The sequence below is a fragment of the Shewanella colwelliana genome, from assembly GCF_001735525.1.
Taxonomy (GTDB): domain Bacteria; phylum Pseudomonadota; class Gammaproteobacteria; order Enterobacterales; family Shewanellaceae; genus Shewanella; species Shewanella colwelliana.
On the sequence record NZ_MCBT01000048.1, the window covers coordinates 366009 to 392430 of the forward strand.

The 26422-nt window shown below is 43.1% G+C and carries 32 protein-coding genes; 4 read left to right on the top strand and 28 right to left on the bottom strand.

Features of this window, described 5'->3' with window-relative positions:
• Position 1: 1 nt before the first annotated feature.
• The 5 genes from BEL05_RS19485 to ccoN form a co-directional block, all read right to left on the bottom strand.
• On the bottom strand, positions 2-481 hold the full coding sequence (locus BEL05_RS19485; RefSeq protein WP_028765102.1) for a FixH family protein: 480 nt from the start codon (positions 479-481) through the stop codon (positions 2-4).
• Between the two features lie 109 nt (positions 482-590).
• Positions 591-1559: a cytochrome-c oxidase, cbb3-type subunit III gene (ccoP, locus tag BEL05_RS19490; RefSeq protein ID WP_069672120.1), complete on the bottom strand. Its 969-nt coding sequence runs from the start codon at positions 1557-1559 to the stop codon at positions 591-593.
• Positions 1559-1726, bottom strand: coding sequence for a CcoQ/FixQ family Cbb3-type cytochrome c oxidase assembly chaperone (locus BEL05_RS19495; protein WP_028765104.1), 168 nt, complete (start codon positions 1724-1726; stop codon positions 1559-1561). The genes ccoP and BEL05_RS19495 overlap by 1 nt, the downstream gene beginning before the upstream one ends.
• A 15-nt stretch (positions 1727-1741) precedes the next feature.
• Positions 1742-2347, bottom strand: a complete 606-nt coding sequence (gene ccoO, locus BEL05_RS19500) for a cytochrome-c oxidase, cbb3-type subunit II (protein ID WP_028765105.1) — start codon at positions 2345-2347, stop codon at positions 1742-1744.
• A 12-nt stretch (positions 2348-2359) separates the two neighbouring features.
• Entirely contained in the window at positions 2360-3787 is a 1428-nt protein-coding gene (gene ccoN / locus BEL05_RS19505) for a cytochrome-c oxidase, cbb3-type subunit I (RefSeq protein ID WP_028765106.1), read from the bottom strand.
• Positions 3788-4051: 264 nt separating this feature from the next.
• On the opposite strand from ccoN, the gene BEL05_RS19510 reads away from it, so the two are divergent.
• A complete protein-coding gene (locus BEL05_RS19510) occupies positions 4052-4528 on the top strand; it encodes a hypothetical protein (RefSeq protein ID WP_083250398.1) in 477 nt (158 codons plus the stop codon).
• Positions 4529-4576: 48 nt separating this feature from the next.
• Here the strand turns inward: BEL05_RS19510 and BEL05_RS19515 are convergent, their stop codons facing one another.
• Positions 4577-6148, bottom strand: coding sequence for a DUF3369 domain-containing protein (locus BEL05_RS19515; protein ID WP_028765108.1), 1572 nt, complete (start codon positions 6146-6148; stop codon positions 4577-4579).
• A 534-nt stretch (positions 6149-6682) separates the two neighbouring features.
• Between BEL05_RS19515 and BEL05_RS19520 the strand changes: the two genes are divergently transcribed.
• A complete protein-coding gene (locus BEL05_RS19520; RefSeq protein WP_069672121.1) occupies positions 6683-8002 on the top strand; it encodes a tyrosine-type recombinase/integrase in 1320 nt (439 codons plus the stop codon).
• Positions 8003-9274: 1272 nt separating this feature from the next.
• Positions 9275-9694 (top strand): DNA-binding protein, encoded by a 420-nt coding sequence (locus BEL05_RS19525; protein WP_069672122.1) that lies wholly within the window; start codon positions 9275-9277, stop codon positions 9692-9694.
• Positions 9695-9717: 23 nt separating this feature from the next.
• Here the strand turns inward: BEL05_RS19525 and BEL05_RS19530 are convergent, their stop codons facing one another.
• The 19 genes from BEL05_RS19530 to BEL05_RS19615 form a co-directional block, all read right to left on the bottom strand.
• Positions 9718-10194: a type II toxin-antitoxin system death-on-curing family toxin gene (locus BEL05_RS19530; RefSeq protein WP_069672123.1), complete on the bottom strand. Its 477-nt coding sequence runs from the start codon at positions 10192-10194 to the stop codon at positions 9718-9720.
• Positions 10191-10382: a hypothetical protein gene (locus BEL05_RS19535; protein ID WP_069672124.1), complete on the bottom strand. Its 192-nt coding sequence runs from the start codon at positions 10380-10382 to the stop codon at positions 10191-10193. Before BEL05_RS19535 ends, BEL05_RS19530 begins: the two co-directional genes overlap by 4 nt.
• Positions 10383-10611: 229 nt before the next feature.
• Complete coding sequence (locus BEL05_RS19540) at positions 10612-10842, bottom strand: hypothetical protein (protein ID WP_069672125.1); 231 nt, start codon at positions 10840-10842, stop codon at positions 10612-10614.
• A complete protein-coding gene (locus tag BEL05_RS19545; protein ID WP_069672126.1) occupies positions 10832-11281 on the bottom strand; it encodes a hypothetical protein in 450 nt (149 codons plus the stop codon). The genes BEL05_RS19540 and BEL05_RS19545 overlap by 11 nt, the downstream gene beginning before the upstream one ends.
• Before the next feature lies 1 nt (position 11282).
• Positions 11283-11651 carry a hypothetical protein gene (locus BEL05_RS19550; RefSeq protein WP_069672127.1) on the bottom strand — a complete coding sequence of 123 codons (369 nt, stop codon included), beginning with the start codon at positions 11649-11651 and terminating at the stop codon, positions 11283-11285.
• Complete coding sequence (locus BEL05_RS19555) at positions 11605-12255, bottom strand: hypothetical protein (RefSeq protein WP_083250399.1); 651 nt, start codon at positions 12253-12255, stop codon at positions 11605-11607. The genes BEL05_RS19550 and BEL05_RS19555 overlap by 47 nt, the downstream gene beginning before the upstream one ends.
• Positions 12255-13808, bottom strand: a complete 1554-nt coding sequence (locus BEL05_RS19560) for a hypothetical protein (protein ID WP_069672128.1) — start codon at positions 13806-13808, stop codon at positions 12255-12257. The genes BEL05_RS19555 and BEL05_RS19560 overlap by 1 nt, the downstream gene beginning before the upstream one ends.
• Entirely contained in the window at positions 13805-14650 is an 846-nt protein-coding gene (locus BEL05_RS19565) for a hypothetical protein (protein ID WP_069672129.1), read from the bottom strand. Before BEL05_RS19565 ends, BEL05_RS19560 begins: the two co-directional genes overlap by 4 nt.
• Before the next feature lie 2 nt (positions 14651-14652).
• Positions 14653-15042, bottom strand: coding sequence for a hypothetical protein (locus tag BEL05_RS19570; RefSeq protein ID WP_245687033.1), 390 nt, complete (start codon positions 15040-15042; stop codon positions 14653-14655).
• Positions 14979-15170 carry a hypothetical protein gene (locus BEL05_RS21105; RefSeq protein ID WP_175427355.1) on the bottom strand — a complete coding sequence of 64 codons (192 nt, stop codon included), beginning with the start codon at positions 15168-15170 and terminating at the stop codon, positions 14979-14981. The genes BEL05_RS19570 and BEL05_RS21105 overlap by 64 nt, the downstream gene beginning before the upstream one ends.
• 92 nt (positions 15171-15262) lie before the next feature.
• Positions 15263-15589 (bottom strand): hypothetical protein, encoded by a 327-nt coding sequence (locus tag BEL05_RS19575; RefSeq protein WP_069672130.1) that lies wholly within the window; start codon positions 15587-15589, stop codon positions 15263-15265.
• Positions 15590-15598: 9 nt separating this feature from the next.
• On the bottom strand, positions 15599-16441 hold the full coding sequence (locus BEL05_RS19580; RefSeq protein WP_069672131.1) for a major capsid protein P2: 843 nt from the start codon (positions 16439-16441) through the stop codon (positions 15599-15601).
• A gap of 348 nt (positions 16442-16789) precedes the next feature.
• Positions 16790-17482: a hypothetical protein gene (locus tag BEL05_RS19585; RefSeq protein WP_069672132.1), complete on the bottom strand. Its 693-nt coding sequence runs from the start codon at positions 17480-17482 to the stop codon at positions 16790-16792.
• Positions 17472-17672 (bottom strand): hypothetical protein, encoded by a 201-nt coding sequence (locus BEL05_RS19590; RefSeq protein ID WP_069672133.1) that lies wholly within the window; start codon positions 17670-17672, stop codon positions 17472-17474. The genes BEL05_RS19585 and BEL05_RS19590 overlap by 11 nt, the downstream gene beginning before the upstream one ends.
• Positions 17672-18277 carry a hypothetical protein gene (locus BEL05_RS19595; RefSeq protein WP_069672134.1) on the bottom strand — a complete coding sequence of 202 codons (606 nt, stop codon included), beginning with the start codon at positions 18275-18277 and terminating at the stop codon, positions 17672-17674. Before BEL05_RS19595 ends, BEL05_RS19590 begins: the two co-directional genes overlap by 1 nt.
• Complete coding sequence (locus BEL05_RS19600; RefSeq protein ID WP_069672135.1) at positions 18274-18693, bottom strand: hypothetical protein; 420 nt, start codon at positions 18691-18693, stop codon at positions 18274-18276. Before BEL05_RS19600 ends, BEL05_RS19595 begins: the two co-directional genes overlap by 4 nt.
• Positions 18680-18997, bottom strand: a complete 318-nt coding sequence (locus BEL05_RS19605) for a hypothetical protein (protein WP_069672136.1) — start codon at positions 18995-18997, stop codon at positions 18680-18682. Before BEL05_RS19605 ends, BEL05_RS19600 begins: the two co-directional genes overlap by 14 nt.
• Before the next feature lie 540 nt (positions 18998-19537).
• Positions 19538-20134 (bottom strand): hypothetical protein, encoded by a 597-nt coding sequence (locus BEL05_RS19610; RefSeq protein ID WP_069672137.1) that lies wholly within the window; start codon positions 20132-20134, stop codon positions 19538-19540.
• Between the two features lie 163 nt (positions 20135-20297).
• Positions 20298-20498, bottom strand: coding sequence for a hypothetical protein (locus BEL05_RS19615; protein WP_069672138.1), 201 nt, complete (start codon positions 20496-20498; stop codon positions 20298-20300).
• A 264-nt stretch (positions 20499-20762) separates the two neighbouring features.
• Between BEL05_RS19615 and BEL05_RS19620 the strand changes: the two genes are divergently transcribed.
• Positions 20763-21032: a hypothetical protein gene (locus BEL05_RS19620; protein ID WP_069672139.1), complete on the top strand. Its 270-nt coding sequence runs from the start codon at positions 20763-20765 to the stop codon at positions 21030-21032.
• A gap of 872 nt (positions 21033-21904) precedes the next feature.
• Here the strand turns inward: BEL05_RS19620 and BEL05_RS19630 are convergent.
• From BEL05_RS19630 to BEL05_RS19640, 3 genes are read right to left on the bottom strand one after another with little or no spacing between them, the layout of a single operon-like run.
• Positions 21905-24232: an AAA family ATPase gene (locus tag BEL05_RS19630; protein ID WP_069672140.1), complete on the bottom strand. Its 2328-nt coding sequence runs from the start codon at positions 24230-24232 to the stop codon at positions 21905-21907.
• A complete protein-coding gene (locus BEL05_RS19635; protein WP_069672141.1) occupies positions 24213-24890 on the bottom strand; it encodes an ABC-three component system middle component 1 in 678 nt (225 codons plus the stop codon). The genes BEL05_RS19630 and BEL05_RS19635 overlap by 20 nt, the downstream gene beginning before the upstream one ends.
• A complete protein-coding gene (locus tag BEL05_RS19640) occupies positions 24883-26142 on the bottom strand; it encodes an ABC-three component system protein (RefSeq protein WP_069672142.1) in 1260 nt (419 codons plus the stop codon). Before BEL05_RS19640 ends, BEL05_RS19635 begins: the two co-directional genes overlap by 8 nt.
• Positions 26143-26422 lie beyond the last annotated feature (280 nt).

The following is a 26422-nucleotide window of genomic DNA, read 5'->3' on the forward strand; positions in this document are numbered from 1 at the left end:
ATTAGTTCAACCAGTACTGTGCATCATCTTTTAATTCAAGACGTTGCTGGATACGCCATGTACGGTCAAACCCTTCTAACCTGACTTCCCAAGCGCCAGTAATAGGTTGATCTAACTTGATGCGGTAGACATTATTACCATCAGCGGTGGCCACTTTGCCAAAATCACGCTTTTCAATAGTGGGATGGAAAAACTCAACACTCAACGCTGCAAGATATGGTTCGCCGCCGTGCTGGGTGAGGGTAACTTCGTTATCATCGACGGTAAGCTCAAACTGTAGACCGAGTTGTTTGGCTTGTTTAATTTTGCGTAAATCCATATTAATGGCTTTACCATCTTTGTAATAATCTTCTGATACTAAAGAGTCTTTATTATCAATGGCTAGAAAAAGAAGATTGATGCTGGCAACGACTGCGCATAAAGGCAAAATGATCAGAAACCAAGGCCAAAACTGTTTATACCAAGCTTGTGGTGTATTCATGGGTACTACCTGCTATTTTTGTTGGGCGTATTTTACCGTTATTGGCGCAATTTAGCACTTAAAAAAAAGGCCTCGATTATATCGAGGCCTTTATGTTACTTGTTTGTAACTACTTGTTTGACAAGCTATAAACGTAAGCAGAGATGACGTGAACCTTTTCTTCACCAAGTACGTCTTTCCATGCTGGCATTACACCAGAACGGCCGTTCTTGATACTTTGTTCGATCACGCCACGGCTACCGCCGTATAACCACGCATTGTCAGTAAGGTTAGGTGCACCCATAAACTTGTTGCCTGTGCCGTCCATACCGTGACAAGCAAAACAACCTTTCATGAACGAACCTTGACCTTGAGCAGCTAACGCTTCGTCATGGTCTCGGCCTGATAGCTTAACCACATACTCAGTCAGCCCTTTCAACTCGCTATCTTCGATAGGTAAACCACCTTTAGGCGGCATCATACCGTGACGACCGTTCATGATAGTGGTTTTGATCGTAGCCAAATCGCCACCGTATAACCAAGCACCATCGGCTAGGTTAGGGAAGCCTTTAGAGCCACGCGCATCACTACCATGACATTGAGCGCAGTTTTGTAGGAATAAACGACCGCCGACTTTTAGCGCTTCAGGGTCTTTAACCAACTCTTCTAGCGGAGTCGCTAGGTATGCAGCAAAGATAGGGCCAAATCTTTCATCGGCTTTCTTAACTTCTTGGTCATACTGAACCCAGCGGCCCTCTTTTTCTGCAAGTCTTACTGCAGCTTCAGAGTCAGCTTTAATACCGTTTTCCGTACCAATGCTTTGGTTTGCACTAGACCAACCTAAGAAACCTTTAAAGTTACCAAGGCCTGGATATAGTGCCAGGTAAATCACACCAAATACGATAGTGAGATAAAACATGTAACTCCACCACTTAGGCAGTGGGTTATTGAGTTCTTCAATACCATCGAAGCTGTGACCCATTGATTCGCCTTCTTCAACACCTGTCGTGTTTTTAGAGACGATTTTCAGTAGGATGAAACATCCTGCGATTACCACAATAGTGAGTACGGTAATCCATATACTCCAGAAGCTACTCATCACTTATGCTCTCCTGAGTCCTTGCTTAACTCTTCATCAGAGAAAACAAGGTTAGCTGCTTCGTCGAATTGATTTTTACGACGAGCACTATAAGCCCATGCAAAAATACCGACAAACGTCAACATAACAACAATGGTGATAATCCCTTGTATTGTGCCGTAATCCATATTCATGCCTCCAATTTACTTAAGTGCGTGACCAAGTGACTGCAAGTATGCGATCAGTGCTTGCATCTCAGTTTTGCCTTCAACGGCTTTTTGAGCGTTGTCGACATCTTCTTGAGTGTAAGGAACACCGAAACCGCGGAATACTTCAATCTTTTGCGCTGTCAACTTACCGTCAAGTACGTTTTCAGCTAACCAAGGGAAACCTGGCATGTTTGACTGAGGTACCACTGCACGAGGGTCAATAAGGTGAACTTCGTGCCACTTATCACTATAGCGACCACCTACACGGGCAAGGTCTGGGCCGGTACGCTTAGAACCCCACTGGAAAGGGTGGTCCCAAACCGACTCGCCAGCAACAGAGTAGTGACCATAACGTTCTGTTTCAGCACGTAATGGACGAATCATCTGGCTGTGGCAGTTGTAGCAGCCTTCGCGGATATAGATGTCACGGCCTTCAAGCTCTAATGCTGTATACGGACGTAAGCCATCAACTGGTTCAGTTGTGTCTTTTTGGAAAAGCAAAGGTGTGATCTGTACCAAACCGCCAAAACTGATGGCAATAACGGTAAAAATCCCTAGAAGACCGATGTTTTTCTCGACTATCTCATGATTAAATTTCATCTAATCTACCCCTTATGCTTCAGCAAGTGCTGGCAAAGACTCTTTTGGTGCTTTAACTGTCTTGATAACGTTGAATGCCATGATCAGCATACCAGTTACGAAGAAACAGCCACCAAGGAATCGGACGAAGTAGAATGGGTATGAGGCTTCAATACTTTCTACAAAGCTGTAGGTCAAAGTACCGTCAGAGTTAACTGCACGCCACATTAGGCCCTGCATAACACCAGAAATCCACATAGAGACGATATACAAAACTGTACCAATAGTCGCCAACCAGAAATGGACGTTAACTAGGTTAGTGCTGTACATACGTCCATGTCCGTATAGAACAGGGATCAAGTGGTAAAGCGAACCGATAGAGACCATAGCAACCCACCCTAGTGCACCAGAGTGAACGTGACCAACTGTCCAGTCAGTGTAGTGAGATAGGGCGTTTACAGTTTTGATGGCCATCATTGGGCCTTCGAAGGTAGACATACCGTAGAAAGACAATGAAACAACAAGGAAACGAAGTACTGGGTCGGTTCTTAGCTTATGCCAAGCACCAGACAAGGTCATAATACCGTTGATCATTCCACCCCATGAAGGAGCGAATAGGATTAGCGACATCACCATACCAAGAGATTGAGTCCAATCAGGTAGTGCAGTGTAGTGCAAATGGTGAGGACCAGCCCAGATGTATAGCGCAATCAATGCCCAAAAGTGGACAATTGACAAACGGTAAGAATAAACAGGGCGACCAGCTTGCTTAGGTACAAAGTAGTACATCATACCAAGGAAGCCTGCTGTCAGTAGGAAACCTACTGCATTATGGCCATACCACCATTGAACCATGGCATCGACTGCACCAGCATATAGAGAGTAAGACTTCCATAAGCTGACAGGAACTGCCATAGAGTTAACGATGTGTAATACTGCTACCGTAATAATAAAGGCGCCGAAGAACCAGTTCGCTACATAGATATGTGACGTTGTTCTTTTAATTATGGTGCCAAAAAACACCACGGCATAGGCTACCCAAACGATAGTAATGGCGATATCGATTGGCCATTCTAGTTCAGCGTACTCTTTACCACTGGTAATACCTAGTGGAAGTGTTAATACTGCTGAAAGAATGATGGCTTGCCAACCCCAGAAGGTAAATGCAGCTATTCTAGGTGCAAATAGACGGGTTTGACAGGTACGCTGGACGATATAGTAGGATGTTGCGAAAAGTGCTGAAGTACCAAACGCGAAAATCACGGCATTAGTGTGCAGAGGTCTAAGACGACTGTACGTTAACCATGGAGTATCGAAGTTTAGTTGTGGCCAGATTAACTGGGCCGCGATCAATACACCAACTGTCATACCAATGATTCCCCACAAAACTGTGGTTAATGCAAATTGGCGGACAACAGTGTAATTGTAATCAGCGCCTTGAGGCTGGGAATGGTTCATCATATTGCTTCCACTGCTTATTACTTATACTTATTGTTTGAGCAAAGTAACACTTTACCCGGTAAAATGACGTCAAAGGCTTGTTTCCCTACGAAACAAAGTTGATCGTGTCAATGTGTTACACAACGTTAACGCAAATTAATGTTGAGCAACGCAATGATACTTGAGCAATATCAAAAAAGATAGGAATTATGCGGCCTGTAATATTGATCCAGATCAAAGTTGATATATAGAATGTAAACAGATTGATTCAGAAGGTTAAAATTTGTGCTAGTAAAAAAAATATCAAGTATATTCAAGGCTATTATCGGTATTGCTGTCATTATTGGCGTGAATGGCTGTAAACCGCCCGTCGATGACGGTGATCAACAGGCTAAACCAATATTTGTTAAGGATGTTAGCCTGTGTGATTTTTATGAAGGAATTTGTATAGTTAACGTCGGCGAAGATGCGTTGACTCTCAATATTACCCCCGCTAATACGCCAAGCGAAAAGCCGCTATCTGTCAGTGTAAACTTACCTGATTCCGCCGAATTAATAAGCGCTAGAGTAGAGGGGAGAGATATGTTTATGGGTATTATCCCACTAAATCTTTCTCAAACAGCCAAAACCGAATATAAAGCAACTCTAATTTACGGTTCTTGTAGCAGCAATTACATGGTATGGCGGATGTTCGTTACCTATAGAAACAAGGGGGTAGAACAGACTGCAATGTTTGATTTTCTTGCCGATAATGACATTTAGTCAGAATATTTGAGTCATTAGCGTTATCGTTAATGACTCATTATCGACTTAACTATCGTCTGACAGTTCAACGCGCACCTTATTGAATATATCGATATTGTCGATAAATAGCTGAGCCAATGCTGGGTCAAAATGGCTACCCGAACTTTGACGGATCTCCTCAACAACATCTTCTATTGGCCAAGCTGGTTTGTAACATCGAGCGTGAGAAAGTGCGTCAAATACATCTGCTATCGCAACAATCCGAGCAAAGATATGGATCTGCTCACCACGTAAGCCAGATGGGTAACCTGAACCGTCAAACTTCTCATGGTGTTGCAGTGATATCGTCGCCGCGGCATTTAAAATGGGTCGTTCAGAATTGCCCAGTATTTGATGACCTATTGCAGGATGCTGACGCATGATTGCCCACTCTTCATCGTTAAGCTTACCAGGCTTAAGCAACACAGCATCAGGTGTAGCGATTTTACCAATGTCGTGCATTGGAGAGGCGTGTTTGATTAAATCGGCCTGTTGCTCGCCCAGACCAGCAAGCAGCGCCAGTTGGTAGCTGTATTCTGCCATCCGTTTAACATGGTTAGCAGCTTCCTTTGAACGGCTTTCTACCACATCACCTAAACGAAAAATCAGCTCTGATTGCGTGTCTTCTAACTCCTTATTAAGCAGCAAGTTCTCAAAAGCGACGCCAACATTCACCGCAAATATGTCGATAAGTTTCTTATCAAGGTCGCTAATGGTGTGGATGTTATCCATATAGAGGAGGTTTATCCAACCACTTTTGGCAGGAAAGTAACCCACGAAAATATCCTCTTCATAGAGGCAACGTTTTTCGTTTAACGCCTGTTTTAACAATCTCTCTATCGCATTGGGTATTGGTTTATCTTGATGGCCTGCGAACTGACCGGTACCAGCTAAAATATGTAGCCGATCAGTATTAACCACCTCACTCATTGCATCTATCGCATTGCAGCTTAAAATGAGTGTTTCATTGTCAAGGTTTAGTAGGTTTGCGACCTGGGTGAGCAGCCCGTCTGCAAAATTATGTAGGGTTCTGAGTTCAAACAGGCCAGAGGTGGCTTTGACGACTCGCTCTAGTCCTTCGCGATATTTGATTTGTGCAACCTTCGCTTGCTCAATTTCCATAATATCTCGGTATGAGCGCAGCGCTGAGTAAACGCTGGTGATGAGCTTTCTCGAATCAAGTTCGGCTTTTGCTTTGTAATCATTGATATCGTAATTAACGATGACATCTTCCTCTGGAGCTTGGCCTGGTTGGCCAGTACGCAGAATCAATCGAATTGATTTGTTTTTATTCTCCTCTCTTATCCAACGCACTAACTCTAGGCCGGCATGATCGCTTTCCATTACTACATCAACGAAGGCCATGGCTACGTTATTTTCTTTTGATAATATTGTTTTAGCTTCCTCACCGCTGTAGGCGTTTATAAATTCTATAGGTCGGTTGTCTAATCGAAAACGAGATAGCGCTAGTTTAGTCACAGTATGAACATCGGGTTCATCATCTACTATCAGTATGCGCCAAGCTGGACCTGAGTCTTTTTCTGGCTCTTTTTTACGGCCAGCGAAAAGTGGGCTCTTTTTTGCCATATCTATCAGCATTCGACTTCCTCAAGCAGGTTTAATAAATAAAATCCCTATCAATTATTGTAGAACACCAAAAAATTTTAACAGGCGTTTGTCGATGAAATATCTGATTTTTGTTGGCCAAACGCTAAATTCATCAGATTTATCTAATTCTTTTTCCTAAAGACCATATTTATGTAAGGGTTATAAACTGGTTTGTACACATTGAACTATTGCTGCCATTATCGATCACTGGATGGGATATTTGGCTGTTGTTATGGAGGGTTTAAAAAGGACTTGGACAGACTAGTTGGTGTCTATTTCATCGATTAACACTATTACGTAATGACAACATTTATAGGTATAATCATTTAGTTGCCGCAACTATTGGCTAATGATTCCAATTAAATTAATGGTGACGTTTATCGCTAAACAAAGTGACGCGCAGTGCGGTGACACTGATTAATGGTTTCCTTTTGGTCTTTATAAGCGGTGACCCAAGCCTAGAGCCGATTTGACCCATACGCGTATCCTCCGCAGAACAAAGCCGTTAGAAACATAAGGCCTCCGATGAAGAATAGTGCTCAATCTGTTCAGTTAAACTTACCAGTGGTTATGCCGTTATTTGAAGCTCGAGAATATGTAGAGCAGGGCAATGCTATTGTTAACCAGTACATTACTCAGATAAGTATAAGTCGTGTTACAGATGCAGGGTTAGTCTACGAATTAGCCAACGATCTGCTATTTTCCCAGCGTGATAATGAAAACAGCTATAAAAGCTATCGAAGCGAGTTAACCTGCTTCTTGCATTGGTGTTTTGATGTAGCAAAATTATCTCCATCAGTCGTGTCTCGACGAGATATCGACAAATTTGTCGCATATTGCCAATCTCCACCAGCCAATCTTATCGGTGATCATAATGTTGCCCAATTTAAGTTAGATAAGTTGCTTGGCGAACGAGTTCCTAATCCAAAGTGGCTACCGTTCGTCGGCAAAAAACAATTTGGTGATAGGGTGCCTTATCAGTTAAGTGATAATGCTTTGAAAACAAAGATGGCTATCTTGTCATCTTTTTATGGTTTTTTGATGGCGGAGGACTATTGCGAACGAAACCCTTCACAAGCGTGGCTGAATCATTCACGCTTTGCGCATAAACATAAGTACCAGGTATCTGAAGACGATAGCGCCAGCCAGGCATTTTCCGAATTGCAATGGTCCTATGTTTTGGAAACGGTTGAAAAGTTAGCAAAGCAAGAACCTGCATCATTTCAACGCAGTGTTTTTTTAATTAAGCTTATGTATGGCTGCTATTTGCGGATCTCTGACGTTAGCGCTAGAGCAGGGTACACGCCAATAATGGGGCAGTTTATTCAAAATGTCCAAACGGGAATTTGGAGTTTCCATATTCCCAAAAGCAAAGGCGGTAAGCGTCGGGTGATACCTATATCTAATGCGATACTTGATGCATTGAAACATTACCGACGTTTTCTTAACTTGAGTGAATTACCTTCATATAAAGAGCAAACACCTCTATTTGTAAGGCATAGAGCGGCTGGTCGCGGAAGGGAAGTTGGTCTTGTCAATGCAAACCTTGGCATTAGGCAAGTACGCGACGATGTACAAAAGATCATTGATCTGGCGGCAAACAGTGCTGAACAAGATGGCATGATTCAAGATGCTATATCAATGAGGCAGTTAAGCGCGCACAGTATTAGGCACACAGGTATTACCCATGATATCAATCTTCATGGGAGGCCATTATCACATGTTCAAGCCGATGCCGGGCATGAAAGTATTGATACGACGTCTCAATACCTACACACGACGCAAGCCGAGCGCCATCAAAGTAAAGCCAACAAACCATTAGATAACCTAGCGGGAATCGAATGAAGTCAGTGAGGGAATCATAATGTTTGAAGATCTATATTATTAACAATAACCCTTACACGTACCTAGCTTTTATCGGGTTATGATGACCGGGCGACTATTTTTTATTCTATGATGAGTAAATGCCGATAAGTATCATTATCGGCATTTGAACACAAAGTAATGAGCATCTATTAGTGCAATGCTCTTGCATATATCTAGATGACACAATAACACCATACAAGTTATCGTTTTAGTACTGTAATGCCATTTGCACTGTTACATAGTGACTATTACCATCGCCCGATTAGATAAATGCAAGCCAGCTTTGACGTAGATTTCTAGCTATCAGGACGAATGCTTTGACCTTAAGACGCGTTACATTATTTAGGGGTCGACCGTTAACTCTGTACAGAAAGGAGTAATTAAACTCCTCAATTAAGTCCTCAACTAGGTAGCTAACATGTTTACCTAACCACCATGTTAAAAAGCCAAAGACGCTGAAGCATCCTAAGCTGGATAACTATGGATAATAATTTGTCTAAGATACTAAGTGAAGTATGAAAAGTAACAGATATTAGGCGTCGCTACGCTCACGAAATTTAAGTTGTCGGGTAGTTAGTTGTCAGATTTCGCGTAGCGACGCGCATAAAGCGCCCACAATGATAGAAATCGCGTTTTGCATCAGCATATTTCGAGAGCGTAAATAGATAATGCTATCTAGAGTTTGTAAATATAGAGTTTGCCGTCATTCAGTCTATTACCAGATGGATACTTAGTGTTATTGGATGAGTTGCTATAAAAGGTAGAGTTAGTTGATCATTACAGGTCAATGCCAATGGATCACAAAAGGGCTTTCGGTGCGACAGATGGTATGTAATGCATCTTGATAGAAGCAATTGCTAAAGCGGCTGAAAGCAGTGTTATACAAAATGTTAGTTGCAACGCGGACGATGACGTTGGAATTAGCAGCCATGCCATAATGATGGCATCATCGAGATTCCATATTGTCATTGTATCGGCACCTCTTTATCCTCACACATAGGACTGCGCACAATGTATATTATGTTAAATACAGTAACTCTATGTTGTTGACATTCAATAACTTACAAATGCAGAACAAAAACTCTAGTCACCACGCGCATTTAAAACCATTAGTCACACTTTTTCAACGTTCAACACACCAAACCCAAATTAAAGCCATTACATCAAGTTTTTCTGATGAACACCGTTATAACCTCCTGATAACGAATCTTCATTCGTTATTTGAAATTATTATAAAAAAAGGAAGTTATAATGCTGTTTAATTTCAGGAACGCGCACAATTATCTGTACTCATACAGCCATGCCGTAAAGTTTAAGACGTTGTTTAACGATGATCCCCGCTTAATTTGTGATTACTTTGGTGTCACTAAAGCCACTGCTTATAGATGGATCAATGAGGGAAAGCCGACTAATAGCACTGCGCTGCGGCTGCTGGATATCGCTGCTAGCGGTTTTATGCCATGTAACAACCATTGGGACGGCTTTTTTATCTTTGGTGGTTCGCTGGTTACGCCTAGCGGCTATGTGGTCCAGGCATGGGAACTTGATGTAATGTGCGAAACATTAGAGCGCGTGCCTACTGCTGATAAGCTTATTAATAAGCCCCGCAATTTTAAACCCTGGCGAGATAGAGAACCCGATTTTGTTAAGCGGTTTCATTCTGGGAAGTGATAAAAAAAGCCGCTGATTAGCGGCTATTTCATAAGTTTTTTAATTATATCGACTATTGTAAATACGCCAAAGCCTGCGGCCCCTATAAATACAAGCATTGAGTAAACATTAGCTAAATGCTTTCTGTTAATCTTTTTCTCTGCTAACAGTACTAGCAATTCTGTTGGGTACTGAACAGATTCTGACTCTTTTAACGCATCTAATGCAGTTTGAATTGTGCTTGGAAATATATCGTTTAGCTGCAAAATAGTCATCGATACGACAAAGGCAGTCCGTTTATTACCATCAGGAAAAGCATGGCCAACCGCAATTGCTTCAGCATACAGGGCCGCTATGTTGAATACATCAGGATTAAATGTCTCATCGTAGGTAATAATGTTTTGAATACGCCCAACGATAGAATCAATTTTATCTAATGAGTACTCACACACCAAGCCGGGTTCGCTATCCATGATTTCATCATGAATCTTGGCGATTTGATTGTGATCGAGTAACTTCACCGGTTCGCTAGCTCTTTAATGGTTTTATCAAAATTCTTCTTTACCTTACTCGCTGCGATATTGGCTTCTTGATTGCTGGCGAATACAAATGTTTTATCCATATCAGCAATAGAAAACCCTGACCGTTCACGTTGTAGTGAAATGCCTTTTGTTACCTTTAACGCTTCTTCTGGTGTAAGTTTTTTCATGGGGTTACCTCTCTATTACTTACTTTTATTATAAAGAGACTGATAGCGTTTAGCTAGATGAAAAAAAACCGCCCTTATGGACGGCTTTTTTATCTTGGTTTTAACGTGCTAACGCCGCTTTACCCAACCAGCTGCAACAAGTACCAGTGCGCCCAGGATAAATAATAACGCTGAGCTTGGTTGTACTTTCACAACCACGGGATCGGGCGTTCTTACATCGACTGCAAAGTTAGTTGGAAGATTGTCGAACATAACGATACCCTTCTCTTTCTTTGACTTCTAGCGCTACGACTCGTTTATCAATGTCGGTGATTAGCTTGGTTAGCGCTTCTTTTTGATCTGACATCATGTTCGATTGCTCATTCATGGTTGTTTGCAGGTTTAGCATCATGACGAACAGCACAACGCCTAGCCCCCCTGCTCCGCTGGCTTTTAATAGTTCTACTGCTTTATCGTTCATGAGGCTTTTTCTCCTCTTTTTGCCGCCAAAATGCGCGGAATAAACGCATTAGGCCAAACGTGCTAACAACTAGCCCGATCATGATAAATTCAAAGTACCAGGGCGCGGCCCTGACTGCTTCCCACCCTTTGGCCATGTAAGGCTGCATTTGGGGGATAAAGTGAAGTGAGAAGATCACAATAAAATAGAGCTTAACTATTTCAGGAAACACGCTGTTAGCATCGTTCTCAAGTACCTGTTGGTCATAATTGAAGTCGTTATCTTCTTGTTTCTCTAATCGCTTCGCTTTGGCGTTGAACTTCGCTATCTTAAGGTTGTTCTCGGCGGTGGCTACATCTGCGGTCATTTCGGCTGCAATACGCTGACGCTCGCGATAACCGCCTGTAAGGTCGGCAATCGGGTTAGTCAGAAAGCTTAGAACTGATTTTAACCATCCCATGTTAAAGCCCCCCTATCGGTTTACCGATTAAATGACGGTACTCGCGTTTGAGTGTCCGACCATCGAAAAGCTGTGGCAATAAATCAGGATAGTTACGTAATAGCACTTCATACGCATCATCACTTATTTGGTTGCCTATCATGTACCAGGGTTGAATAACTAAGTCGGTGACTTCAACGGGCCGATAACCTCCTAACCAGGCACTAGCATCAGACCAGGCTTGTCCAATCGGCTGTGTTGCTATCTCTGCGGCTTTGTCCATTCGGTTTAGCCCTTGGCTGAGTTTGTAGACGCCATAGATCACCGCTATGGCGATCAGGCCATTACTCAAGCCCTGCAATGACTGCTTGTTCAATAGTTGCTTGGTCATAAGGGTTATATCCGTTTTCAAAATGAATCATAGCCGCGACTACTTTTGGATAATCGGCAGCAGATAGCGTTGATTGTGGGTGAACGCCTGCTTTATTCGCCACAAATGCAATATAGTTTTCAGTGTGATTGTCATCTTCTGGGGGGGCCCATCGGTTGATAATGGTTTCAATAGTATTGAAGCCATATTTACGGTCATAGTTGCGCATGATCCGCGCAGCTGCACGAATACCCCAAAACGGGGTGGTGAACTCTTCAAAACTTGCGTCTAAATCTTGTGCGTGTTCACCGTTCCAATCGTAATCAACTTGCGCATTTTCACGAATATTAAGCGGGTTATTGTTGGCAATGCCACGGGGGATCGGGCTACCGCCAGCCTGTTCATAAGGCTTTGTGGTTGGTTTTTTCTGCGTCATATTGCTGTCTCCCGACAGTAGTTTATTAAAGTCAAAATTGAGGTAGTCTAGGCCGCTCGTTACAGGGTTAACGGGCTTGGGGGTGACAGTTGTTGCATCAGTGGCGCGGCCTGTACTAAGCGGCCAAATGCGCCACGCTAACAAGGCTAGCGCGGCGGCTCCTACTGAGGCGAATGCCAGGGCGCGCATTAGCTTAAAAGCTCCATGACTTCGACAACTGCGGGTGTTAAATCGCCTTTTAAGTCGAGTTGCCACTTATCAACACGGCGATATGTTGCATCATCCACATTCATAAAACGGTAAACAACACCTGAATTAGTAATGAAACCGCCGTCTTGAACGCTAGCTTCGCTTGGCGCGTGCGTATCTGCCGCAACTTCTATATCAACTTGAGCCGTAACACTATTTAGCTTTAGCGATTTTAAATATTGCGCAGTGAACTTAAGATAAAGCCCGTCACCTATGTAACTTGGGTAATCTTCTGCGCCGTTTGGCGCAGCTTCTGTGCTTTCAACAAACGACAAGCCCCCATCATTTGAAAGCATGATTCTTTTGCTTGAGCTGTCTTTTATAGCCATAAAATGCAAGTTTGAATCAAACCGCACAGCTGAGAATGTTCGACCGCCTAACTCCTGCCAGTTATTGCCGCGATCGCCGCTTCTCCTTAACTTTGCATCCCACTGAGAAAGATAGATAATTTGGCTAAAATCATCTGATAAGAATGCAGCGCCATTGAATAATGAACCGTTGGCCACACTGCCCTCAATCTCGCCGCCGCCGATTGCGTCCCATTCTTTCGTAACAACATTAAAACCGATGCAAATACCGCTTTGACTAATGCTAAGAATATTTCCAATTAACGTTAATTTAAGTGACGTTGTTGAATTATTAATAACGTCTTGGCTTACTTTGGTATTTGCATCAATAAACGCATACTGACTAAATGTGCGGCCACCATCTCTAGACTCGTAAATCGTGTATTGGCAATATGAAAATGAACTCGTGCCATTACTGCCCGTCATTCGTACAAAGAAAAACGAATCAGTAATAGGGCTTTTTATTGAGTTCCCTGACGTTAAAGCAAGCGTTGTGAATGCTGGGTGAGGTTCCCATGCGCCGCCGTCAATTGATATTTTTGGGAATGTATTGAAAGCATGAGACAAGCGCACCGCCCCATCATCTGACTCATAAAAAAACTCAGACTTAGCACCAGCCACAACAAAATCGCTAAATTCGCCTACATAGCTAGAGCTGGCAATGCTCAACGCTGGCGGCTCTTTGAATGCGAACAAGCCACCCGCAACGGGAAACTCTTCAACAGAGCCAGCAGCTAGACGCCACCCAAGCCCAGACACCGCAGCACCACCAATATAAATATCTTTATTAGTGCGAACTCTTACGGCTGTTCGTGTTAAATCTGCCCCCGTTAATTGAACACTCCCATTAACTAACATCTTGTTCGTTCTAAGAGCCTTGGCGCCAGAATTTGAATAGCGGCTTTGACTCATTGATATTTGAGCGGCCCACACTTCAATGGCGCCGTTATCACCACGGATAACAATTTCATCAAAGTCGATAGGGTGGTTGAGATCCATCCCTACCCACATTTTTGATTTAAATACCTGCTTGCCAACCTTAAGCAGCTCTACTTCAACAATTCCACCCGCGCTGACCAAGCCAAAAAACTTGCCTACAGCGGCTAAACGCGCAAAGCCGTTATGAATGACTGTGTTGTAAATCATTTTTTACTCCTGGTAGCGATTAGGGCCACGATGATCACGGTGACGCTGACGCCACCAAATAGCATGAGAATGGTTTTGTTATTGCCGTCTGCGAGGTTTGCGCCGTCACTGCGGCTAAAGCGCTCCATTAGCCCTAGCATGTCGTTAAAACCGCTAGTGAGTAGCTTTTGGCTGTCACCTGTCACATTTTCAGCAGAAGAGATCGCACGTTCGGCCAATTGCGCGTTAGTTGAATGCGCGTTCTCAATCGCATCAATCGACACGGCTGATAAATCGGCATTTTGCATCATGGCATCATTGGCTAGCTCGGCCATGTTTTCAGCAGTACCCGTTAATGAGTCGGCGACCAATTCAGCGAGGCCCGTATTGGCGTCTATTGCATCACGGCCAAAATCAAAAGCTGTCTCAGTCGTGCTTTGACTAAAATCAAGCGCGGCTGCATTGGTGCGTTGACTAGCATCAGTAAATTCATGAAAACCATCAGACAAGATTGAGCCTGTTTCGGTTAATGAACTCATGCCGAGTTGCATCATTTCGCTTTGTGCGTTAGCAACGCCGCCAAAGAGATCTAACCCTGCATTAAGAAAGTTTTCGTTTTGGTCTGCGCCAATCATGGCGAGTTCTTCAACTGTCCCAAAACCATTATTTACCGTGTCTAATGAATCGGTAAATATGCCAGGAAGTATATCGACTAAACGACCGACTATTTCAAACGCGCCACCGTCTATGATGTTGTTGCCGTCACCATTGAGAACAATGCCCAGGTTATCGCCCTGGATGCCGAAAGTGGTGCTTGTGTTATTGGTGGTCTGACTGGAGTTAGACCGAGAATTTGAGCCCATTTTTATAACTCCGCTCTAAGAATGGTTTCAGCGCGTTGATAACCCAATGCGCGGCCCATTCTGAGCATTGCATCGGGCTTTAACGTGTGAAGCCTTACTGTTATAAAGCCGTCTAACTTCGCTTTTTGGTGGATTGTCTCGGTGTGCTTAACGCAGTTTTTACCAGCCCCCGCCACTATGACTAACTCGCCTATGTCGCATTCGGGCCTTAATACGGCGAAAAACTCGTTATCAAAGCATAAAAGGTGCGCCACACCTGTTCGGACTTCGCTTTCAATGGTGCGCAAGTCGCGACCACAGGCGGGCGCAAGGGTTGTCCAGGCCTGTATTATCTTTTGGGTTTTTTCATCAGCACTGCAAGTGCTATCACGCATAAGATTAATAAAGGCCATGTTGGAATACCTTTTGCTGTGCTACCTGCACCAAAATTCACATTACCGCCTTGAAAAGCGGCGTTGTTAGCTTGATCACCTGTGCCAGAACTGGCAGCAGATGAATTACTCATAGATGGCATCGTCATGTTTTTGTTCCTGCTATTGCTCTAACAATTAGCCCTGCTATTACAGCAGCGGCAATTGACGAGATAAAATGTTTCATCAATTACCGCCTTAGCTAACGTTTAGATAGCCACCAAAGGAAAGCGATACCACCAAACACAGCTAACATTGAGCCTGTGCCGATTTTTAAGCCGCTTAATGCTTGCTGCACTAGGTCTTGGTTAGGCTGCGGAACCTGCACGACTTCAACAACTTGAGGCGACTCAACTTGCACCGTGTCATCCATAGCCTTGCGACCTGCGCCGCTGGCGTCTTTCATGGCGTTCATTTGCTCAATCTTGAGCCAGGTATTGAGGCCAAAATCTAAACCATCTTGAACCGTTCCAAGCCAGTTACTACCGACAACGGGCTGTGTGGTGTCCATCTTATAAACTGGTACCATGTTGCCCCCTTACGCGCCCTTGAGCGTGTCGATGTATTCAACAACGGCTTCGCCATAGGTTGACGCGCCTGTACCCGCTGCGCATTCAACATGGAAACGTAGATCGCGAACGTTTAACAGTGAAATAGACTGCTTCATGTCCCCTTCCATCACGTAATCAGTTGTGTAAATGTCAGCTTGTGGCGCACGACCATTATCAACTTGAATCTTTTCGACAATGGTTTGCTTAAGTTCAGCAATCTCAGTGCCGTCAACCTTGGTGACAATCTTTTCAACGGTGGCAGCGGTAACGATATGGATCGCTTTGATACGTGCATCAAATCCTTTGGGGATATTGTCGATGACATTGGTACCCGCATTAAGCGAAAGCGGGAAACGCTTAAACTTAATGATGTTACCTAGCGGCGCAGGATCTGACTGAATAGCCGAACAAGTGATATTTGGTGCAGCTGCGCCAGCATCAATCTCAAATGTGATAGTTGCCGAGGTCACAGCTGGCATTAGCGGCACTTGTTCAGGGGTTTTAGGCATACCGTTAGCAGTACCAAGGCCAAACATGCGCTGCTCTGCTAGGGTTTTCATTTCTGGCTGCTTGAAGTAAAAATCAAGCAAACCTGCTACCGAGTTGCGTTTGTAATACTTGTTAAAGTCGGCTAACGCTTGACCGTCTGCAAACTCTTGGATCACATCGTTGTTAACTTTTACACGGATGTTTTTAATCTGTGCCAGGGTGACACCTGTATAACCAAGCAATACCTGATCATACGTTGCGCCAAGCGGTAAGGTAATGGTAACTAGAGCACCTGCAACAACGGCTGAGATAGTGCTGATTGTTTTTAATGTACGTGCCATTTGTAATACTCCTTAGCCGATGACTTTTTTAACAGAGCGCACATTGTTAGACGCCCAAATAAATGACGCAGCAACACCGCTAGCAATTAGGAAAATGGGTAAATACTTTTTCATCTGTAAAATCCTCAAGGGAAGGTTGACGTTTCTCAACGTGAGAACCCAAACCATATAGAGCGATTCGGTTATCAAACAAGCGCAATTCGGTCACCGATTCGGTTAAATTCGGTCATTTTCGGTATGAACGGGCATAAAAAAGCCAGCAATTAAGCTGGCTTTTTGTTTTTTGGCTAACATACACATTTATCAAAATGAGCTTATCGATGAGTTGAATGAGCTTATACGTGAAAATTAATCGAACACATTGCGCAGATCTAACGACTCAACAAGGCCCGTTAAGCCTGGATGCTTTTTTATGTAACGCAGCGGCTCAAGCGCGGCCATATCTTCGATAGTCAATCGGCACTCCTTAGCCATGCGTTCGGCATCGGCGATCGTCTCTTGCATACCGATTATCTTAAACGGCGATTGGCTTAAAATGGTTTTAGGTACTTCGGTTGAACGCTGAAATACCGAATGCACCACCAAGCCAAACTTACGGCCCCCCGTTAAACATTCGCCCAGCGAGCTTTGCTCTTTACCAGTAGTGTCACACCATTTAGCGACCTCCTCTACAACCATATCGAGTCGGCGCAAACCATCTGATGCCAACCACATTAGCTCACAGAACCAAAGCATTTCGGCCCGATTCGGTTTAGCTGGCATGTAGGCTACCCGAAACGGTTTTTTCGAGTCCCAGGCATTCATAAACGCCTTGGCAAATTCGCCCCTGGTTTGGTAGTGATATACCCGTTTACCCGAAAAGCCTGTATCGAGTTCGCTACCCGTTTGATAAACATAGTCACCGTATGGGTCGAAAATCGCCAAACATGGGCTTTTTGGCATCATCCGCGCATATTGAACAGCAACCGACTTACCCCCGCCCGTTCCTGCTGTGTAGCAAGTATGCAGCGCCTTAAGTTGGTTATTTTTGTTAATGGCCATGATATTCACCTAAAGCTGGGAAACCAGAAAATAGCGAAACCATGCCTAATATCGCCCAAGCCATTAGCCAAGACATCGTCCAAGATTCATCAAATAGCTTTATTTTCTTAGGCCGCATCTGCCGACCACAGATAAAGCCGATGATAAACAGCGGAAAACACCACCAAAAGCCCTGATAGAATTCGCTCATTACGCCGCCTCTTGTGCTGGTGTTTCGTTAGCAGCTGCGGCGCGTTTAGCTTCCTCCATCTGCTGCTTTTGCAGTTCGAGTTTTTCTCTTTCAAGCTTGTACTTGAAGTGAAGCGACACACCCAGCATGACCACACCTTTGACAGCAATTAGCTCAACTTTATGTTTAAGCAACGCTTTCAACCAGGGCGGCATATCTTCGATTCGATTACCGTACTTCACAATCAACGGGGCCATATCTTTAGCAAAGCTATCGACTTCAAGCGGCGTTAAGTTCATATCAAGCTTTAATAACTGCGATGACCCCGCTAACAAACCCGTTAATCCATTCGCCACCATCACACGGGCAGCTGCGGCGGTGATCTTCTCTATTTCTTCGGCTGGGGTTGAGCTATCTTCGCCCTGTGGCTTTGCCTGTGAATCGGTAATAAATGCCGTTAATTCGGTGTTTTTGGTGACCGTTTCGGTTATTGATTCGGTACCTAATTCGGTATTAAGTTCGGTTGTTTCGGTGATCGATTCGGTACCTAAAACGGTATCGAGTTCGGTCATTTCGGTCTGAATTTCGGTTGATTTCGGTGTTTTTACTGATTTTTTAGTGGTCATTGTGACGCCCCTGACGCTGAATTGATGCCTAAAACAAGTAGAACGAGGAAAACGGCCCCGCCGATGAATAAACCTGTAGAGCTAGAATCGCCTGAATCGCTCTGTGACGAGTCTTTATCTAAAAGCTCACTCTCTGGTGACCATTCGTCTAATTCGACGCCTGTGTCTTGTTCTGGTTGGTTGTTGGCTACGGGTAGATTGTTAGATGTGGGTAGCGTGGTGATCTCCGCATTTGGCGCAACCATATTGTTGCGCCAAAAGGCTTGCACCTGGTCACTGCTACGTTGATCGATTTTACAATTGGGGCAATAGGTATACAGGAGCTTTTTGCCGTTGGAGCGCTCGCGCACCTCCATCACGGCACTACAAGCACCACAAGCTAGCTTACCTACTACCGTAGGATTAGCTTTCTTCATGGTTCCAACCCTCTTGACCGTCTAACCAGGCTAACAACTTATCGGCCACCTGATCGATGTGATCGAGTCGTGCCTCAATAGCTTCAATTCTGGCTTGTTGGTGTTCAACGGTGACAATGAGTTGACCTGTGAGGTTAACACCATCTTGAGTGAGCTGTTGGGCTTGCTCTGCTTTGAGGTCTGGACGAAAAACGGGAATCTTTTCGATTTCAGCCATACCGCTAATAAGGGCGCTAAATTGCGCTCTTAACGATTTTGGCTCTGCTTGTGCGGTTTGTTGTGCTTGTTCGGTTGATACTGTCACGTTGTTAACCCTCTGTTAGAGGGTTGTCTCGCTTGCAGTGTAGCAATGCTGTTAGCTGATTTCAATTTGACTTATCTTTCTTGCCAGACAGTTGCGCAGCAACAGCCCCGCAGGGACACCAAGCCTTGCTTACAAACACGCTTAGACGGTCGTAGACAAAACCAGGTACCGCGCTCGCGACTGACCCCTAGCGCAGCTAGGAAGTGGTCAGGCATTCTCCGATTAATGCTTTATCCCCAAGCTTGCGAGGGGTAAAGCATTAATCAATCCTTACCTTTTATCTTTAGATAAAACACTTAGGTAACTATGGCGTTTAAATGTTCGGACATATTACACGGAGTAGTTTTCGCCCCAAGTCACAGCTTACGCACACACTTATCCACAGTTAGCGCAATTTTTGACCGTATTAAGTCGCATTGCTCCTGGTCAAGCATAAGAATAATCTAATTTAAACTGATAAAATCGCTCAATATATAGGCGATTTATGCGATAGGTGATCGCTAAAATCCGCACTTAAGCGGCTAACACGATGGTTTAGGGTCAGTTTGGTGGTGGGGTCTTGCTGTGGGCTTGTTTGCGGCGTCTGAATTTATCTAACAGTGTGATAGGGGTTAATATGTATTTGATTGCTACGCCCCACTGCTTCGACTCACGAACGAGCTTTTTAGTGGTAGCTTTAGCGGCTTCTACGTAGGGGGCTAACAGCCCAAACACATCAAAGTATTTCTCTGTGACGCGCTTTATTGAGGCAAGGCATACATATTCGCCTTGGCCGTTCTTCATGCCTCGCGGCTGCGTAGACTCAAGCCAACCGTTTTCGATAACACGCGCAGCGCACTGTTTGACTCTCCAAAGCGGTAGATCGCACTTTTTAGCGATAGTTTCCCACGTATAGAGGAAGAAACCATTACTTGTAGTCATGCCGATTTTGCGCGTGCGTAGCTCCATATTATCGACCAAACAGCTCATTAACTTGGCGATATCCTTAAGGAAGCGCTTTTGCGTAGCGCGGCCACACTGACTAAGCAAGGCGGCTTGCTCTGATGGGGTTTCGAGGTATTGCGACCAACGCGCCCGATTGAGCGCCGCAAACGGGCGATCAGCTCTGGTTTTACTGGTTGGTGCTGCTTGAGTCATGCTTTGTTTAACCTCATTGCGGCTAAACGTTGGCGGTACTCACCAGCGCAGATCAAACAGAATGTTGCCGAACGTGGGCAAGCCGCTAGCCTGTCCTGCCTGGCAAACTTAAGCATGATCTTAGCTTGTTCGTAAAGTTCGGATTCTGACCATGACCGCATGATCACGCACCAAGCTTAACAGCTTGACGCTGATACGCGCAGACAACACCAAAGGCTTCAACAGCGGAATTAAGCTTGTCGTGTTCTAGGTGCCATTGGGCGATCTCTTGGTATCGTTCTACTTGAAGTGCAATAAAGTGACGGGTTGAGCGATTAGGCGTTAAGCCTTTGTTCATCTTAGAAATGGTACTTATAGCAATCATGGTTGTCGTCTCGTTTGTTTAGGCTTGTTCGGCTAAATGTTCAGGGGGGTATGCACACCCCCCATCACACCGAGACAACCCTGTTTGATGATTACTGCTGTTAAGTGCGTGACTACAAAACATCAGCGAGACAAACGATACACACAATTTAGTGTGCAGTACACACAGCTTAGTGTGCACTGCGTTGGTTTTTTGACCGTATTTGTCTCATTTTGAGACAGGTGCTATTCTAAGCAGGTGACTACAAAACATGGGTTTTTATTAATGCATTACGATGAGCTTTTATCTCGTGCAATTGCACGCGCATCAGAGCGTGGCAGCATAAGACAAGCTGCGGCTAAAATTGGTGTTAGGGATACTTACCTAGGACAGTTGGTTAAATGGCGTGAAACTGGTAAGTTTCCGTCAGATGACGTGCTGTTTAAAATTGCCGAATTAGCGGGTGAAGATAAAATAAAGTCTCATTTTGCGACAATGGCCGCAAAGATAGAAAATAAAGAAATATCAGCAGCTTATGAAGCCCTCGCCTCTTGATGATCCGCTTTTTTGTAACACACTCTGTATATTATGTTAAATACGGTTTATGTAGGATATTGATTCTGCAAGATTTTGTAAAGTTTCACTTAATTTCAGAATCTGAATCAAGAAGCAATTCAAGCTATGACAGTCAATAGCCTCTCTGCCTTAGTCCAGATTGTTTAAATGATGAAAGGCAATTGAATTGATTAAAGATTAGGCGTCGCTACGTGCATGAAATCATTGATACCATACGATTGCCCAGTAGAATGTGCGCAGCGTTATGACAGCCTCTTTGGAAAATGCGTCAATTTCAATTTGGATAGAATTGTTGATAGTGATAAAAATGCAGCGGGAATGTACTTTTCTGCACTGGTTTTCTATATCAGCGGTCTGATTACCTATAAATATGTGATTATTCCAGAATGAAAGGTATGGAAAGCATCTAGAACAGTAAAGTTGGCCGCAACTTTTGGTCCAATGGGTTCAGGTTGGTATCTAAACGAAGTTATAGTCCTGTCGCAAAGAATAGACACTAGTACACTTTGGCATTAGTGAGCTAAGCCCCCTAACCCATTTTTGGACAATTCCGAGTTACGATGAACAAATGCAGCCAAACTTTCTGATAACTTATTCTACATCGAACACACCAAATGACTACAAAGTAGTAGCCAATTTCACCCAAACCGCTACAGCTGTATGTTACTGGAAAGCAAGGCTCTCCCGGCGGTGAAGTCTCCGGGAGATGTTTGAATAACAAGTTAAAGGTGTTGAAGAGTTCTATAATCAAAGTGATTATTTTGAAAAGTGCAGAGAAGCACCGCACCCTATAAGTTAGCAAAGAAAATTATTTACAGTCTCAGAAAATCATTTCTCTTATCTAGATTGTATTAGCCCATTGACTTAGCTCTATGCTTCTCCAGAAGATTTATTTTCTGATTTGAAAGCCCTGCTTTGCTATACCGATAGATTAAGTAGTTAGCGATGTCTTGTTCATGTGTTGACATGATAACTTGTCGATCCCGGAGCTCTACCCTAAGTAAATCACTTAGCGATGCAATATTGATTTCATCCATACACTGGGTTGGATCATCAATAAATACAAAAGCGGTCTTTGCGTATTTTTTATTTAATGCAAGAAATAAGGCCAGTGCAAGAGCACTTATTTGACCGCTACTCATAGAAAGCGCTGCATCATGCTCATTACCTCTCGCCGTTTTAAATTGCAAAGGAGTATCTTTTTGAGTCCCGTCAGCTCGCACCAAAAAGATCCCTAATCCAGATTGCATGTTTTGCAATAAACGTCCTGTGTATATGTGGAAGAGCAGCTCTATCTCGCCGAGTGTTTGATTGATGTATGTATTACGAGCCAAGTTAAGTTTTTGTTCTGTATTTTTTAACTTACTTTCTATTTCACTAATAACTTGGAGCCTGGCATTAGATTTATTGAAAGCTTTTAGCTTACTCTGATGAGCTCTACTGATAAGATTATTAAATTCGTTGCCTATATAGCTGAGTTTGTCCTCAATAGTTTCAGAGGTAATGAGTTTTAAATCTTCAGGGCTTTTAAAGGCACCATAGTACAAAGCTAAAGCTTTCTCTGTCACTGTGTCATTTTCTTGTTCAAATGAACGCTGTATTTGCTGTCGAACGGATTCGATTTGTTCATTTTGCTTCTCAATCGTCTCTGCATATTCTTTGGGGAGCAAAATATTAAGTTGTCGAACTCGTTCTGCAATTTTTAGTAATCGGTTTGCTTGATGTTCATGAGTCTCTAGCTCTTCTAGTAGCTTTAAGTTGAACTCCGCATCTACTTTTTCAAGCTGCGGCTGAAGTTTTAACGATATTTCATGTAATGTTAAATTGATTTTTCGCACAAGCTCTGAGAGCTTTTTCCCATTTTGATCCAACTCGGTTTCAATTTGTTGGGTCCGAACGTTTATTGCGTCTATTAGCAACTGATGGTCATCATAATCGAAACCACAGAGCGAACAGCTACTTTCATTATTTCTTATTGATTTTATTAGTTTATTCCGCACCTCCAGTATCTTAGTCTTAGCATCACCAATTGTGTTTTGATAAGTTTGAAATTGGCTTTTTTGTTTAACTAGCGTAGAAAAATCATCATAGTCATTGGATAACGTTTTTTTTAATGGTGGTAAATCAACTTCTTTGAGATCTGTTGCATTCTTCTTTGTTACAGCAATGGCCTGTAATAACGGCTTCCTTTGCTCTCGTAAATCTCTCAATGGTTTTAGCTTTTCGAAATGATTGGCAAGACGCACAGCCAAAGCAAATTCGTCAGTATTCAGAAAAGCACTTTTTTTCCTGTTGCGATCACGCAATGCAATTTCATCGGATTGGTTCACCAACGTTTTGATCAAATTAACAGAGGCTATATGATTTGGGTAGTCAGCCAAGCGTTGTGCTGTTAACGGTGTTTCCGAATCCCAGACAGGAACAGAATCACTAGTTGTCAGTCGGCTATATTGGATAACCTTACCTGGAACAGATAATTGTTGTTTAAGCCTTTCAATTTCACTTTTTAACGAACTGTGAACTTCTGATTCTTGTTTCCAAGCCTTTTTTTGAGCATCTTTCATTTTTATGAGATTGTTCAACCTTGCATTGAGCTCATCCAGATTAATAAGGTGCTCAATTTGCTTGGTCCTTGTTGTTTCTTCACAGCAACCGTCAGGAATGATCAATGCTTTACTATCTTGTTGTAGATAGTTCAGTACGTCGAAGTTCTTTTGGAAGTTATCACCAAGATGTTGTCGCCAAAAAGTCGCTTCATCTTTTACTTCTTTCGCAGTAGACCAATCGTTGAAATCCGACAGCTGATATAATTTGAAAATAGAGAAGTCACTAGGCTTGTTATTTTTTGCTTTCATATCCTCGGCATCAGCTTTACGCATGATACATAACGACTGATCGCCTTTTATCAACTCAGCTACGATACAAATATCACCTTGATGATCATTGTGGCGGTAAAGATTTGTTTTAAAACTGTGCTTATTAGGTGTTACTGGCTTTAATCGAGCAGCAATACGCGGTAATTGACCACGAAAAAGTAGTTGTTTAGCATCAAATAGCGACGTTTTACCGAATCCATTGGGACCATCATAAATGATGAGATCATTTTTATATTGGTCTTCAAAAGAAGAGAAAACCTTAAACCCATTAATTTTTAGCCTATCAATCCGCCATTTGTTCATTAATCAATGCCTCCATAACTATTTCATGTGTTTGTCCGGCACTTAGTTGCTGTTCTATTTCATTGAAAAATGTAAGCAGATTCTGACCATCTAATAATTGGTTTGCTAGTTGGTTGGCACTTGTTAATGTAGCCTCCTTTGCAGGCACGGCTAAAAACGGGAGTTTTACATAAAGGCGGCAAGCAAGGCTAAAGGCTGTTTCTTCTGCGGGTTTTGTCTTATATCGATTAAAGTGCTCAGAATCGACTACGAGTGTTTCAATTTCCTCACCTAGCGCTAGATATTGCCCTAGCTGCTCAGTCTCCGCAGTTGTGTAATAGAGAACATGCTTTTTAAGACTATAAGCATTTTCTTCAATATCAAAGATGCTGTGCTCATATTGATGAAGTTCCGCTAGACTGTCTAATCTGTACAAGACAACTAAATCGGTGTTTTTTGAAAAAGACGGAATCTTTAGAAGCTCCGGTGGAGTTCTTTCCTGCACCTTGTTATTTAGTTCACTGGGTGAGCTTAGCTGCCCTACATCTAATACAACAAGAAAGCGTTGATAGTCTGGATTGCCTGAGTAATAGAATCTAATCTCGTCCGATGGCATCTCAAATTTCCGGAACTGACAAGGTGAGTTCTCCGCTACTTGCTGAATAATCTGTTTAATCACTTAGTTCCTCCTGAGCATCTTCTGCTGAAATAAACCTCACATTATGAATTTTAGTGAGACGACTTTTATCCAAATCAACTTCAGAAATATCCATAAACTTGCCAGTCAATTTTGACGCTTCACTAAGCGGAAAAGGAGAGTGTTTCATATCAACAATCAGGTTGTTGTATTCATACAAAACATCCTGCACGGTAGCATTTTCACGCAATGCCTCAACATTATTTTGTATCTCTGTGAGGGAGAGCTTTTCATTAGTTTTTTTTAAATGAATTGCAGTTGGAAGATATGTACCAAATTGAGCCTGATGATAATGAGGGAGATCCTGATGGACAATTAACTTATCAATCAATGCAATGATTTCCATATAACTTTCAACACTATCATGACTAAAGCCTTCTAGAGTGATGGCATCAAGGTTTGGCTTTTTAGAAAAGTAGAGTCGCTTTAGCGTAGGCCTGTTCATCTTTGCAATAGCGTCACGACAGGAAAGTATGTCGACTATTGATAAATCTGGCGTAGACTCATTTGCTTCAATCAACTTGTCAGTCCTTTCTAGCAAATTACGCCTGAAGCGATTTAAGACTATACGTTCATCGTTTTCATCCAACACCTCGGCTGTTAAGCACTCCAGGATCTCAGTTAACGTGATTGGTGTTTTGTTTGCGGCATGGAACTTTAGCTCGCCTCCATTGTGGATTTTGGCATGAGCTGATATGACTTTTGAATCAAGTAACGTATATAGAAGCCCTAGCTTATATTGGATCTGTAGAGAAGAGCAGCTTAGTTCAGCTTCGGTTAAATAGTCAGAGACAGCTTGTTCAAGTTCAGTATCAACATCACTTAACTGAAGGTATTGTCGCCCGTTGCGGTAACTATAAAATTCGACTCTAGAATGCTGTAAGTTCATCGCGGTATATGGAGAAAAATCACCTAAATCACGAGCAACGTGAAACCATCGCTTAGTATTACTATCAATATAACTGGCCGAAACCTCAGATGCCTGCACGATTGCTTTATTGTATCCACTACGGTTACTGTCAGCCTTGGCCTTTACTTGATGAAGACTTAGCGCCTTACCTTCTGAATCATAGATGACAAAATCATCTAGTGTCTCAACTTTCAAATGGTGAGCCTTATGCTCACCATCAATAAGTAATTGAATGCAATGATAGAGGGCGACTTTTCCCTGGTATATAAAGCCACTCCAAGATGCTATTGCGCTGCTATTTAATACTTTTTTCGATAAATCCATGCCTATTTCACTCCCTTAAACCTGCCCACTATACATCGACTGAGCCGCGCACATCATTAGCGATTTTACAAATTAGATGTTATAGGCCTTGCGTTACTCGGTACTTGTCATTCTTGTTTGTTCTGATCGAATAGGCGCAGATCATAAATTTAGTTATTTGCTTGTTCTAGATCTTCTAAAGCTTGTTGTGCCTTAGCCCAAGGTAAACGTCTGCCATTAGCTTACATTTGCCTGTAGGCAGATCGGGCTTGCTCTGTGTTGATTTGTTGGTGAACCACCA